This window comes from Bradyrhizobium nivariense (genome assembly GCF_029846695.2).
Classification (GTDB): Bacteria; Pseudomonadota; Alphaproteobacteria; order Rhizobiales; family Xanthobacteraceae; genus Bradyrhizobium.
Genome location: NZ_JARWCR020000019.1, coordinates 51,869 through 64,084, shown reverse-complemented (window position 1 = coordinate 64,084; position 12,216 = coordinate 51,869). Strand labels below are relative to the sequence as shown.

Sequence of the window (12,216 nt, the reverse complement as noted above, 5' to 3'; positions counted from 1 at the left end):
TTGAGTTGATCGGGGAACCATCTCGAGTGCGCATCCTTCAACCGCGTCGTCCCAGCGAGGCTTCGTCCCGGGACTAGATCTTGACTTGCTGGTCAAACGTCGCCGGATTCCAATAATCCCTGTGTTCGACGATCCGCCCGTCGAGCAGCTTCATGAAGCAGCAGCCCTCGACCCGAAACGACTTTCCAGTCGGAGGCTCGCCAAACGACTGCCCCAGAAAAGTACCGGACATGATCCATTCGCCGGCCGCAGCGTCCGCGGCTACGGCGCTACGGACTATTTCCATTTTGAAGTCCGGGAACGTCGTGAACGTCCCTTCGAAGAAGGCCCTGATCGCCTGTTGTCCGCGAAACACCTTGTCCAGGGCGACGTCGCAATAGCGTGCATCCACGACGAAAAGATTCATAAACGACGGCGTATCCTGGGTGCTCCAGGCCCTCGCCCATCGCGTCACCACATTGTCCTCGCCGTTCGGGATATCTGCCCGGCCCATCAGACGTTCTCCACTGATTGGGGTTGGGCAACTGTCACTTGCGCGAAGCCCCAGCCTCGGTCGAGCACGACATGTCACCAATGACAGCTCGTCCACAATTGAATGGAATCGACCCGCGCAATGATGTTAGGGTCGTCAAATGAGAAGCGGATTCATCGTGCTTCCGCGACGCAAGCGCACCGGGTCTGTCGGCCTGTTGCGGCGGTTCAGAGTTTAGATGGCAACCAAGATCATCCAGGGCGATACGCCCACCAATGCGAACCGTAATCAGCGTCGGCGCCAACGGACACGCGAAACCATCCTTGCCGCGGCCGAGCTGGTTTTTCGCCGCAAGGGAATCGACGGCACCACCGTCAACGACATCACCGAGCAGGCCGACGTCGCCTATGGCTCGTTTTACAATCACTTCAAATCGATCGACGAGATCGTCGGAGCGCTCGTCGCGGCGTCGCTGCAACGGGTCGCTGATCGCACCGGCAGCATTCTGGAGAAGGCCGAACGCGTCGAATTGCTGCCCTGCGTCGGCGCGCGGGTGATCATGCGTACGCTGTGGCAGGATCCCGCCATCCGCTGGCTGCTCGGCCGCCCATATGTCTTCGTCGACGAGTTCTACAAGGTCGCTACGCCAGCCATGGTATCGTTTGAGCGCCAGGCAGTTGAGGCCGGAGTCCTGCGGCCGGCCGGCGGCCATGACTACTGGCTGAAGGTTTACCCGTGGATTCTGATCGCGGAACTGACCGCGCTCGCCGAGACGGGAAATATTGCCGAACATGAGGAACGCTTCGCGCGGGTCAGTTTGCGCCTGCTCGGTGTGGACGACGCGCTCGCGCCGGGCCTGATCGCGCGTTCGCGGGAGCTGATTTCCGAAAGCGGGATACCCGAACCGAAGGTACGTGGCTCCAGGCGGACCAAAAGCACCGCCGCTTCTTAAGTGCGTCCGGCCATCATTCACCTGCCCCTCCCGGCCATTTCCCGAAGGCTCGGAACGAACAGATCGGGCGTGATGTCGATGTCGGCGACACCGGGTGGGTTGTAGCGGCTGAGGTCAGTGACGCCGTGGGCGGCAAGCACCTCATCGTCGACGAAGAAATTGCCCGTCACGGTCTTTGCATCGGAGTTAAGGATCAGGTGGGCGGCATCGGCCATGATCTCCGGTGAGCGTAGTCGGCCGATGTCGAGATGCGCCTTGAACTCTGTCATCGCGGCCGTATCGATCGCCGTTCGCGGCCAGAGCGCGTTGGCGGCGACACGTCCGCGAAACTCGCCGGCGACACCCAGCGTCACAAGACTCATACCGAACTTGGCAATTGAATAGGCAACGTGTGGCGCGAACCAGCGCTCCTCCATGTGGAGCGGCGGCGAAATGCTAAGAATATGCGGGTTCTCGGCGACGAGAAGATGCGGCAGGCAGTTTTGCGTCACCAGGAAGGTTCCGCGGGTATTGACGCCATTGATCAGATCGTAGCGCTTCACGGGCGTGTCGAGAATTCCCGTCAGCCGCACGGCGCTGGCGTTGTTGAGGCAGATATCGATGCCGCCGAAGCGCTTGACGGTTGCAGCCACGGCCGCCTCGACCTGCTCTTCCTCGCGGATATCGCAAATCAGCGGCAGCGCGTGTCCGCCGACGTCCTCGATCTCTCGCGCGGCGGTGTAGATCGTCCCCGGCAACAACGGATGCGGTTCTGCGGTCTTGGCCGCGATGGCGACATTGGCTCCGTCACGCGCCGCGCGCATCGCGATAGCGAGCCCGATTCCGCGCGAGCCGCCGCTGATGAAGATCGTCCTTCCGGCCAGCGTAGCATTCATGGGAACAAGTCCTACTCAGTCGAGTTCCAGGATGGGCCCAAAACTCTGCCAGCGAGTACCATCGAACTTGTGCATCTGGACTTGCTGGATCGGGTAATGATCCGTTGGCGAGGTGTTGACCTTGATGCCGGGCAACAGCAGGTCGAGTTCAAAATCCCTGAGATTCTCGGCCTGCTTCATCACGTTGGCGCGGGTCAGATCGTCACCGCATTGCTCGAGGATATGCACCATGGTTTGCGCGGACATGTAGCCATATCCGATGTTCCAGTTGCGCTTGTTCTCGCCTGGAAGGTATTTGTCGACAAAGGCGATAAACCGCTTCATGCCGGGATCGCTATCCCAGGCCGGTTCGCCGAACTCCTTGACGTAATTTGAGGTGATGATGTCCTTTGCGTTCTCGAGGCCCGCGGGCTTGAGAACGTTCTCGATCGAAAGCGAAATACCGACCAGGATGTGCACCGGCTTCCAGCCCATTTCCGCGGCTTTTCGGATCGCTATCGCCGCGAATTTTGGTGTCGTCAGATTCACGAAGACGTCGACGCCTGTGGTGCGGATCTTCACCAGTTGCGAGTCAATGGTTGGGTCCGTCACTTCGTAGGTCTGCTCGACGACGATATTGCTCACCTTGTCGCCGAGACCCTTCTTGAATCCCGTGATGTTGTCACGACCGAGACTATCGGCGGAGTAGAGAACGCCAATCCTGGCGTTCGGATAATTCTGTGCGAGGTATCGGCCATAGACGGAAGTCTCGCCCTGCGAGTGAGGCTGAAAACCCATCGACCATGGGAATTGCTTGTAGTCGCCGAATATTGTCCCCCCGGACGCGGTCAGAAGGTGCGGCACCTTCTTGGCGGTGATGTACTTGATCGCCGCCAGATTGGTGGGCGTCCCCAGGACACTGTAGAGCAACAGCACTTCGTCGCTCTCGACCAGTCTGCGGACCTGCTCCACCGTCTTGGGCGGACTATAGCTGTCGTCGTAGGAGATGTAGTCGATCTTGCGGCCCTTTATGCCGCCCTGATCGTTGATCATCTTGAAATAAGCGGCTTGTGTTCGGCCCACGACGGCAAAGGCGGAATTCGGTCCGCTGTACGGCATCGTGTTGCCGATCTTGATCGAGGCATCGCTTGCGCCCTGATCGTACGCTTTCTCGGCCTGACTAGCGCAGGTCGAGATCACCAAAACGACGGCGGCCAGCAGCGCACCTGTTGCTTTCCACATGACTTTCCCTCCCCTGTTTTCGAGTTTAAGTACCTTTCCGGCCCGAAGACGGCTTGGCTATTAGGCGCATCTTTGGCACCGAGAACGCGAGACCGATCCGGATCAGTAGCCGACCGTGAATCGGCGCCTGGAATGGCGCGGCTGCTCGATCTCGTCGACCAATGCTACGGCGTAGTCCTCGTAGGAGATCCAGCTTCGCCCGCTGGCATCGCGCAGCGCGGTGTCTGCTCCCAGTCTGAAGACGCCTGTGCGCTCGCCGGCGACGAACTGCGCCGACGGCGAAACAAAGGTCCAGTCGAGGTCCGCCGTCTGTCGCAGCGCATCGAGGAAATCGCATCCGGCGCGCGACTCGGCCTTGTATGGTTCAGGGACGCCGCCGGCGTCGATCAGCTTGACGCCACTGCCATTGTCGAGACTGCCGGCGCCACCGACGACGACATAGCGCGGCGCGCGCGCCTGGCGCACGGCGCCAATCAGCTTGTCAGCCTGGCCGTCCAGGAAATGGAGGCTGCTGACCACGACGTCGTGGCCTTGCAGCATCGAGGCGAGATCATCGACGCGATTGGCATCGCCCTTTTGGGCAATCACCCCGTCGAGCTGCGGCACGTTCTCCGGATGGCGTACGATTGCCGTGACGTGATGGCCGCGCCGCCAAGCGAGCTCGGCCAGGACCCGCGATCCGGCATTGCCCGTCGCACCGATCAGACAAACCTTCATCATTTCCTCCCGCCGATGCACTGCTCCGGTTTTGCAAGCTCGTCGTTGGTCTTGGACGACGCTTGGTAGCCGCCTTGAAACAGCGGTCGATCGCGAAGTGAGCGTGGATGACGGATCTGAGAATTAACCAAATTGAACGATATGTCAATTATGATTCTATATTCAAATTGGCCGGGCTACCGCTCGCCGGGTGAAGGCACGCTGCGGTACTAGATACCTCACATTGGCGCCGTGGGAGGTTGCCGCCGGGTGTTGCATTCTTACATCGAAGAAAGCTTCATTCATCACTGGCACTACGCTGCACATTAACGGCGGCACGTTAATGGTTTGAGGGACACGAAGGCCGAGATCCGAGCCACTCGGATCACCGAATGCTACCCAAGATTCCCTCGCCATCCGGTTGGATGGCGACGTCTTCTGTCGCTTACGCTCGCGCTATTCGAGAAAGTCCGCCGGCGGGGGAGCGCCCCATATGGCCAGACGATCTCCCTCGCGCTTCCAGACCTTAGGCCGTTGCGGCTTGTCGCGGTGCCATGGACGAGGGTCGAAACAGCCGGACTCTTCATCGGACATTTGATCGAGTTCAGCAAAGAACTCGATCAAGTAGCCATCTGGCGCGCGATGATAGACGTGGAGATTGTGACCGGGGCCGGCCCGCGCTGGCCCATAGGCGATGTCGATGTCATGGGATCCAAGGACCTCACAAGCGTCCAGCAGACGTGTCCGGTCGAGGAATTCGAAGGCCAAATGGTGAAGGCCTGCTCGCTTGCCGGACAGAAAGTTCAGCGTGTGGTGGTCAGAATTGCATCTGAGCCAAACGAATAAATCCTCGATCGAATCGGAAAACCGAAAGCCTAGAACCTTCTTGTAGAACGAAACCGTCGCATTGAGACTCTGGGTGCAGAACGCCGCATGCCCGAGCTTTATGGGATTTTCGCTACCTGATCTCCGCTGCTGGCTCTCTGCCGAACTGAAGAGGTCGACCACAAGATCGTCGGGACCTTGGAAACTCAGGGTAGAAGCTATCCCGGGATAAGGACTGTTCTTTACTTCAGAGGATACTCCGTGATCCCTGAGGGTGCGGGCAGCACTTGAAAGGTCCGTATCCGAGTCGATCTTGCAAACGACGCGTCGGGGCCGCGCATGAGGTCCCTTCTGGATGGTGATAGCCAACGCGCCCAACGGCATTCCGAGGTGAACGGTCGAACCATCTCGGCCCAACTCAATCAATCCTATGACGCGCTCGTAGTGTTCGACTTCCCTCTGAACGTCGGGCGTTTCCAACACAACATGACTGAGACGTCTTACCGACAACAATATCGCCTCCCTTTTCGATTTCCTGGCAGAGACTCTAACTGCTCTTCTAAACAACGAACCTGGTGCATCTAACACTTCCGTCAGCACGGATCTGTCCGGGCCCGTTGGCCGCTGGCGCATTTTCCAGATGCCGCACGTGTCTTTGGTTGATGCAACGCCGAACCGCCGTCAAGCCGCGTCTCCAATGTTCTTCGCTTCCAGGACGCCGGACTTGACTATTCGATCGGTCGTCCCCTGATAGTGCTTGGCGAGAAGAGAAATCGTTCGATCTGCATTGCGCGACAAAGCTGCATCCATGATCGCCCGGTGTTCCCCAACCCTTCCGCTCTTTCCGTTCGTCACCACGTAAGAGAGCCTCCGATACATCTCGGACGCATCGTACATCGAGCGGCAGATGTCGATAAGCATCGGGCTATCGCAGCCATCCACCAGGGTCGCATGAAAGAGCCTGTGCGCGTCCACGAAGTCCGGATTAACTAGGTTTGGCTTGGGTGCAACCGGCGTATTGGTCAGGCGATGATGTGCCGCAATGAGGCGAGACTCCCAGTCGAGATTGCCAAGCTCGAGCGTACGTCTGAGCGCAATAGACTCGATCTGTATACGAACGAACGTCAGATCCTTAAGCTCATTCGGAGAAAGTGCCGTGATCGTAAATCCATGCTGCGGTTGCGACCGCACCAGCTTTTCAGCAGCGAGCCGAGTTAGCGCCTCTCGGACGATGCTCAGACTTACACCATACTCCTCGCAGAGCTGAGAGATCTTCAGGCGCTGCCCAGGAAGGAGCCCGCCTGTCATTATGGCGTAACGCATGTTGCCGTAAACGCTTTCAATAAGAGTTTTGGACGTTTCTGCTGCAGCCATGATCTTCCAGACCAAATTGATACATTGCAAATCGACTAGTGCGCCGAAAATCGATTTCCCGCAAGTTTCTGCCTTTGGGTCATTAAGATCAAGAAGAATATCCACCTGCTTCGGTGACGACGCTTACAGCAAGGCCAGGCTTTGAATTTCGCGGCTTATGATTGGCATCGCTCTCGGTTTGCGTCATCCCCCACATCCGGCTTCCGACTACTCACTTCGCGGACGGCTCGTCTTGAACAGGATTTCTCAGGATACCGACGCGACCAACCTCGACTTCACATACGTCTCCGGCAGAAAGGAAACGCGGTGGCTTGCGGCCTACGCCTACGCCGGATGGCGTGCCGGTCAAGATAAGGTCGCCAACCTCAAGTCGAACTGCCTGGCTGATATGGGACACAAGGAACGGCAAATCGAACATCATGTTGTCCGTGTTGTCGTCCTGGACCGTTTCGCCATTGACGCGCGTAGAGATCGCCAAGCCACGAGCGCCAGGCGGCAGTTCGTCAGCTGTCACAATTTCCGGGCCGATACTGCCCGACTTCTCGAAGTTCTTTCCGAGGGTCCATTGCGTAGAAGCAAGCTGCCAATCTCGCATGGAGCCGTCGTTGGCGATCGTATATCCAGCCACATGATCGAGCGCGTTCTCCTCGGTGATTCTGAAGCCACTCCGGCCGATAACTGCAGTCAACTCTCCTTCCCAGTCGAATTTCTCTGAAACAACGGGACGAAGAATGGGTGCGGAGTCACCGACGAACGAGGAAAGCAACCGAAGAAATATTGTCGGCGCTGCCGGCTTCTGCACCGCAGGAGCTCGCTCTGCCCCGGACGTTTCTCTGACGTGTTCCAAATAGTTGAGGCCTACGCAAAAAATCCTATTCGTCGCCTCTACCGGTGGCAATAGCTTCACATCTGACACGGGGATCGTTTGCAAAGAAGCAACTGAGCCAAGCCAATCCGTCAATGCCGAGCGAAAATCCGGCATGGCGAAAACCTCGGCGATGGTAGACGCCTGCGCGCTGTCCAGAAGCACAATCCGCTGATCAATCCGAACGCCGACTTCGCTCTTTCCCTTGTATTCGAATTTAACCAGACGCATGTCGTTCCCCTACAATCACGTTTTCAAACTCCCTGAGCAAGCTAGATCCGGACTTTGCGTCAGCCTTCCGCAATTGCCCTGCGAAGCGCCGGCTCGATGGAACGAGCAGGCGCTTTCGAATGGGCATCGTTCTCACGCAGGACGCCGCTGTCCATTGCAGCGACCCCTTCGCAGCACCCGACGAAGTTTCGCGGGCGTTTACGAGCGTAGGAACTCGAGGTTAACCCGATTGAACTCATCGAGAGCCTCCCATTGCGCCCAATGCGTAGCGCCTCGCAATTCGACAACCCGGGCGTTGGGAATGAGCTTGGCGTATTCATAAGAACACGCGAGGAAGCTATCCTTGCGATCAACCGCAGCAATGATCAGATAGGAACTCTTGACGCTGCGTGCTTCCTCATCGGTCACGACGCCATTGGTCCAGGAATGATCGAGGCCTTTGAAAATGTTTTCCATGGCCTGACGCATTCCAGGCTGACCATAGATCTTGAGGCGAATGCCCAACAGATCCGGCATCCGCTGCTCGGGATCGCCAATCAAACCGGCGAAGATCTTTTCCATCAACGGCCATGTGGGATTTTCGGCCGCGGCCATTCGGATCTTGTTGCCTTCAATGAAGAAAGGACTCGACATGTCGGGCGCAGCTGATGCCCGTCCCCAAGCTGAGACCATCGTCACCTTCTCTACGCGCTCAGGATTGGCCGCCGCCAGCTTCGTTGCGATCCAGGAGCCGAGGGAAATGCCGAGGAAGGACGCCTTTTCGATCTTGAGGGCGTCCATGCAATTTCTCACATGGTTGACGTATTCCGCCGTTGTAATGATCCTGTTCGGCTTATCCGTATAGCCGTGCCCGAGAAGATCGAAGGCGTAAGTATCGAAATGCTCCGCGTGCACCGGAAAATTGGCGAAGGAATTTTCCCAGCTTCCTCCCAATCCGTGCAACATGATGAGCTTGGGAGCGCCTTTCGGGCCGCCGTTGATGTACCGAGTTTTTATGCCGCCGGCATCCACATATCCCTGATGGAAAGATGCATCAGCAAGATGAGTCCAAATACTCTCGTATTTCTTTTCCGCCGTCATAATCGTCCCTGACATTTGTTGTGAGCGAAACTCATCAGAAAGGCGCGTCGCACCTTCGGCGATGGGCCGCACGCGATATCAGGCAGGCTCGTCTCGGTAGAGAAAGCTAGTGAGACTCGCCATCGCCCCATTCGACATAAATCGATTATCGTCAATGAAATCGATTTTGTCAAGGACCTCAAGGTGAGGATCTTATGAACATCGGCGTTTGTCTCCTCGTCGGAGGTCGGCGTTTCGGGATCGTTGTTCATCGCAACCGAGAACGGCGGCGAGTGACGATCTGACGAGCAACCGCACGGCCCTCGCGAGTTCAGAGGCCGAGATACGCTTTACGGATATGCGACTGCTGCGAGAGTTCTTTAGGATGCCCACAGCCGGCGATGCGACCGTCGTCCAGAACGTAAGCACGGTCCGCGATCTCCAGAGCCTTGAGCACGTTCTGCTCGACCAGCAGAACGGAAAGACCCCTGCTACGCAGCTCTGATATGATGTCGAACATCGTGTCCACGACGGAAGGAGCAAGTCCAAGAGACGGCTCGTCAAATAACACGAGACGCGGCCGCGTCATCAGCGCACGACCGATCGCGACCATTTGCTGCTGTCCGCCCGATAGCTGTCCTGCGGCCTGCTTCCGTTTCTCGCGCAACACCGGGAATAGCGTGTAGATCTCCTCCAGATGCTCCAAACGGTGTTTCCGCGCTTTTCTTACATAGGAGCCGATCTCCAGGTTCTCCTCTACGGTCATCTGCACGAACAGGCGCCGTCCTTCCGGTATAAGGGCGATGCCATGGCTGCAAAATTCGTGTGAAGGCACCGTCGTCATGTTGGTCCCCGAAAACATAAGACGTCCGTCTTTCGGTCTCAACAGCCCTGCGATGGAATTGATCAACGTGCTCTTCCCGGCACCATTCGGACCAATGACCGAGACGATTTCGCCGGTGTCGACGGAGAGCGAGGCATCCCACACTGCTATCGCGCTGCCGTAGGCAATCTGCAGATTCGTCGCTTCAAGCAGCAGCATATGCTTTTCCCAGATACAAACTGACGACGGAAGGATTGCGCATGATTGTCTGAGGATCTCCGATCACCAGCAGCTTGCCTCCGTCGAGCACTGCGACACGGTCCGACAGTTCTACTACGGCACGCATGAGGTGTTCGACAAAAATGATACTGGTGCCTTGCGCCCGGATGTTCTTGATCAGCTCGATCGCGTGCTCAATCTCACTCGGGTTCAGACCGGATAAAACTTCGTCCAGAAGAAGAACGCGGGGTCTGGCGGCAAGTGCCCTGGCCAGCTCGAGAAACTTCCGCTCGTGCAGATTCAGCGAATCCGGAGTTGCGTGAGCCTTGGACGCGAGACTTGCGAACTGGAGCCAATGCCACGCCTCTTCCCGTACCGATCGGGGCGAGAACGATCGGTTCGCAAAAGTCGTCGAGAGCATCACATTCTCAAGCACTGTCATTTGCTCGAAAGGACGGGGGATCTGATAAGTTCGTGCGATGCCGTGCTGCGCGACCAAATGGCCCGGTAGAGCCTCGATCTGAATGCCATCGCATATTATTTGGCCCGAACTCAGCTTGAAGTGGCCGCTGATCGCATTGATGAGCGTGGTCTTCCCGGATCCGTTCGGTCCGACCAAGCCGAGGATCTCCCCGCGATGCACGGAAAGATTGACGCCTTGGAGGGCATGTAGTCCTCCGAATGATTTTTTGGCCTCGACGATGTCGAGAATAACTGAATTTCCAGATCGCGGCTCCGGACGGACCGCGGCCTGCAACGGACGCGAAGCGGCTAGTGGCTCTAACGCGTCGCCGTGGCGAGTTCGCCGGAAGCGGTTCAGCAGATTCGGTACGATGCCATTGGGCAGGAACAAGGTTAGAATTACCAAAGCCAGCGCGACAAAGGCGCGCCCGAGAACCGAATAATCGCCACCCGTAAAAGTGAAGGTCGATCCAGCAATCAGCATGGCGCCGACGGCCGGCCCGAGCCAGTGACGACCACCGCCGAGAATACTCATCAGTACGACATATAGTGGAACCGTATGGCCGAACGTCTCGCCGACCGTCACATAGCCGACATACATGGCATGCAAGCCTCCGATCGCCCCGGCAAGCCCGGAGCTCAGAGCAAGAGCGATCATCTTGAACCAGAACGTCGGAACGCCGTTCACCTCAGCCGCATCTTCGTCATCGCGAATGGCAAAAAGTCCGGTTCCGAAGCGCGAGCGACCGATCGCATATAGACTCGCAACCGAAAGGGCCGCGAGGCCAAAGCCGAGCAGATATAGCGAAGTGGAAGAATCGCCTCCGAAGGTGGGGGGAGCTACGCCGGCGAGATAAACGCCTCCACCACCGTCGATGGGCGTATTCTGGATGATTGTTGCAACGACAAACGTGATCGCCAGCGTGAATAAGGCAAAGAACGCGCCACGTAGCTTATGATTGGGAAATACGACGACTCCGATAGCGGAGCCGAGCAACGCGGAAACTGTGGCCGCGGCCGGCAGCGTCCACAGAAATGGAACGCCAAACTTCGTCGTCAACGTGGCAGTCGTGTAAACGCCGACACCAAAGAACACGCCATGTCCAAAGCTGAGATAGCCGGCATACCCGCCTAGGATGTTCCAGCTGCTTGCTAAGGCCACCCATAGGAAAATTGTGTAGAGAACATCCTGATAATAGGGGGACGGATTGGCGTAGGGGAATAGAACGAAGCCGAGAACGATGACAATCGCGGCTACGAAGCCTTTGCGCGATGGGACTTTCACAGCCATTTGGGTTGCCAGATCAGCAATACGATAAGGATGGAAAAGGCCACCAGAGGAGACCATACGGGAGAGATGATCGCCATTGTGAGGGACTCGGAAACGCCGATGCCAATTCCCGCGATCAATGCGCCAAGAGGATTTCCGAGTCTGCCGATAATAACGACCGCAAACACCACGCCGAACCACGACCACATCTGAGAGGGAGATAATGTTGACACGAGCGCAATGAATACGCCACCGATAGCGGCAAGAGCCGCGCAGAGGCCCGCCAAAAGCAGTCCGAGGAGGCGAACATTGATGCCGAAGGCGGTCGCAATGGTCGCGTCCGCACTGACAGCCCGAAGAGCGCGACCCGCGTAAGTGTAACGCAGACCGGCCCAGGTCAAAATGCTGAGCATCGCCGCGGCGATGAATGCGCAGAAGTCGAAAATCGGAACAAAGATCGGTCCCAGTCGCATTGACTGGGTCGAATAAGCGAGTTCGTACCGTCGAAAATCAGCCGTCCAGATGAACTGGATGAGACTTTCTATCGCGACGAGCAGACCAAAAGTGACCAACAGCGAGGTAAGATGTGAGACTCGAAAGCGAACCAGAATGGCATGCAGCGCGACGCCAAAGAGAAAAAACGGCGGCAGTATACAGATAGCAACTAGCCACGGCGCTATTCCATGCGCCGTGCCTAGATCGTAGGTGATATATGCCGCCAGAAACGTGAGTCCAAGGTAGGCGATGTTGACGACGCTCAGAATGCCCCAGCTTAACGTCAAGCCAAGGGCCATAAGTCCGTACAAGCCGCCAAGCAGAACGCCGGCCACTAACGCTTGTCCGATCAAAGTGGGGCTAGGCATGGCTCGTCT

Annotated in this window: 12 protein-coding genes; 1 reads left to right on the top strand and 11 read right to left on the bottom strand. The window is 57.4% G+C overall.

Annotated elements, in window-relative coordinates:
- Positions 1 to 73: 73 nt before the first annotated feature.
- Positions 74 to 493 carry an SgcJ/EcaC family oxidoreductase gene (locus QCM77_RS17865; RefSeq protein WP_279684396.1) on the bottom strand — a complete coding sequence of 140 codons (420 nt, stop codon included), beginning with the start codon at positions 491 to 493 and terminating at the stop codon, positions 74 to 76.
- A 217-nt stretch (positions 494 to 710) separates the two neighbouring features.
- On the opposite strand from QCM77_RS17865, the gene QCM77_RS17860 reads away from it, so the two are divergent.
- Positions 711 to 1,424 (top strand): TetR/AcrR family transcriptional regulator, encoded by a 714-nt coding sequence (locus tag QCM77_RS17860; protein ID WP_279684395.1) that lies wholly within the window; start codon positions 711 to 713, stop codon positions 1,422 to 1,424.
- A 17-nt stretch (positions 1,425 to 1,441) separates the two neighbouring features.
- Here QCM77_RS17860 and QCM77_RS17855 read toward each other — a convergent pair whose 3' ends face one another.
- The 10 genes from QCM77_RS17855 to QCM77_RS17810 form a co-directional block, all read right to left on the bottom strand.
- Positions 1,442 to 2,299: an SDR family oxidoreductase gene (locus QCM77_RS17855; RefSeq protein ID WP_279684394.1), complete on the bottom strand. Its 858-nt coding sequence runs from the start codon at positions 2,297 to 2,299 to the stop codon at positions 1,442 to 1,444.
- Positions 2,300 to 2,314: 15 nt separating this feature from the next.
- Positions 2,315 to 3,520, bottom strand: coding sequence for an ABC transporter substrate-binding protein (locus QCM77_RS17850; RefSeq protein ID WP_279684393.1), 1,206 nt, complete (start codon positions 3,518 to 3,520; stop codon positions 2,315 to 2,317).
- Positions 3,521 to 3,622: 102 nt separating this feature from the next.
- The gene (locus QCM77_RS17845; protein WP_279684392.1) at positions 3,623 to 4,237 is read right to left on the bottom strand and encodes an NAD(P)-dependent oxidoreductase; all 615 of its coding nucleotides are present in this window, start codon (positions 4,235 to 4,237) and stop codon (positions 3,623 to 3,625) included.
- A 435-nt stretch (positions 4,238 to 4,672) separates the two neighbouring features.
- On the bottom strand, positions 4,673 to 5,641 hold the full coding sequence (locus QCM77_RS17840; protein WP_279684391.1) for a VOC family protein: 969 nt from the start codon (positions 5,639 to 5,641) through the stop codon (positions 4,673 to 4,675).
- 81 nt (positions 5,642 to 5,722) lie between these two features.
- Positions 5,723 to 6,520: a GntR family transcriptional regulator gene (locus tag QCM77_RS17835; protein WP_279684390.1), complete on the bottom strand. Its 798-nt coding sequence runs from the start codon at positions 6,518 to 6,520 to the stop codon at positions 5,723 to 5,725.
- 106 nt (positions 6,521 to 6,626) lie between these two features.
- A complete protein-coding gene (locus tag QCM77_RS17830) occupies positions 6,627 to 7,511 on the bottom strand; it encodes a fumarylacetoacetate hydrolase family protein (RefSeq protein WP_279684389.1) in 885 nt (294 codons plus the stop codon).
- Between the two features lie 198 nt (positions 7,512 to 7,709).
- On the bottom strand, positions 7,710 to 8,663 hold the full coding sequence (locus QCM77_RS17825) for an alpha/beta fold hydrolase (RefSeq protein WP_279684388.1): 954 nt from the start codon (positions 8,661 to 8,663) through the stop codon (positions 7,710 to 7,712).
- Positions 8,664 to 8,901: 238 nt separating this feature from the next.
- On the bottom strand, positions 8,902 to 9,609 hold the full coding sequence (locus QCM77_RS17820; protein WP_279684463.1) for an ABC transporter ATP-binding protein: 708 nt from the start codon (positions 9,607 to 9,609) through the stop codon (positions 8,902 to 8,904).
- A complete protein-coding gene (locus QCM77_RS17815) occupies positions 9,599 to 11,365 on the bottom strand; it encodes a branched-chain amino acid ABC transporter ATP-binding protein/permease (RefSeq protein WP_279684387.1) in 1,767 nt (588 codons plus the stop codon). The genes QCM77_RS17820 and QCM77_RS17815 overlap by 11 nt, the downstream gene beginning before the upstream one ends.
- Positions 11,356 to 12,207 carry a branched-chain amino acid ABC transporter permease gene (locus tag QCM77_RS17810; RefSeq protein WP_279684386.1) on the bottom strand — a complete coding sequence of 284 codons (852 nt, stop codon included), beginning with the start codon at positions 12,205 to 12,207 and terminating at the stop codon, positions 11,356 to 11,358. The genes QCM77_RS17815 and QCM77_RS17810 overlap by 10 nt, the downstream gene beginning before the upstream one ends.
- Between the last annotated feature and the right edge of the window lie 9 nt (positions 12,208 to 12,216).

What these genes read in the sequence shown, in the direction of transcription:
- QCM77_RS17865 (WP_279684396.1), bottom strand. Translation starts at nt 493, where the DNA reads ATGGGCCGGGCAGATATCCCGAACGGCGAGGACAATGTGGTGACGCGA.
- QCM77_RS17860 (WP_279684395.1), top strand. Translation starts at nt 711, where the DNA reads ATGGCAACCAAGATCATCCAGGGCGATACGCCCACCAATGCGAACCGT.
- QCM77_RS17855 (WP_279684394.1), bottom strand. Translation starts at nt 2,299, where the DNA reads ATGAATGCTACGCTGGCCGGAAGGACGATCTTCATCAGCGGCGGCTCG.
- QCM77_RS17850 (WP_279684393.1), bottom strand. Translation starts at nt 3,520, where the DNA reads ATGTGGAAAGCAACAGGTGCGCTGCTGGCCGCCGTCGTTTTGGTGATC.
- QCM77_RS17845 (WP_279684392.1), bottom strand. Translation starts at nt 4,237, where the DNA reads ATGAAGGTTTGTCTGATCGGTGCGACGGGCAATGCCGGATCGCGGGTC.
- QCM77_RS17830 (WP_279684389.1), bottom strand. Translation starts at nt 7,511, where the DNA reads ATGCGTCTGGTTAAATTCGAATACAAGGGAAAGAGCGAAGTCGGCGTT.
- QCM77_RS17815 (WP_279684387.1), bottom strand. Translation starts at nt 11,365, where the DNA reads ATGGCTGTGAAAGTCCCATCGCGCAAAGGCTTCGTAGCCGCGATTGTC.
- QCM77_RS17810 (WP_279684386.1), bottom strand. Translation starts at nt 12,207, where the DNA reads ATGCCTAGCCCCACTTTGATCGGACAAGCGTTAGTGGCCGGCGTTCTG.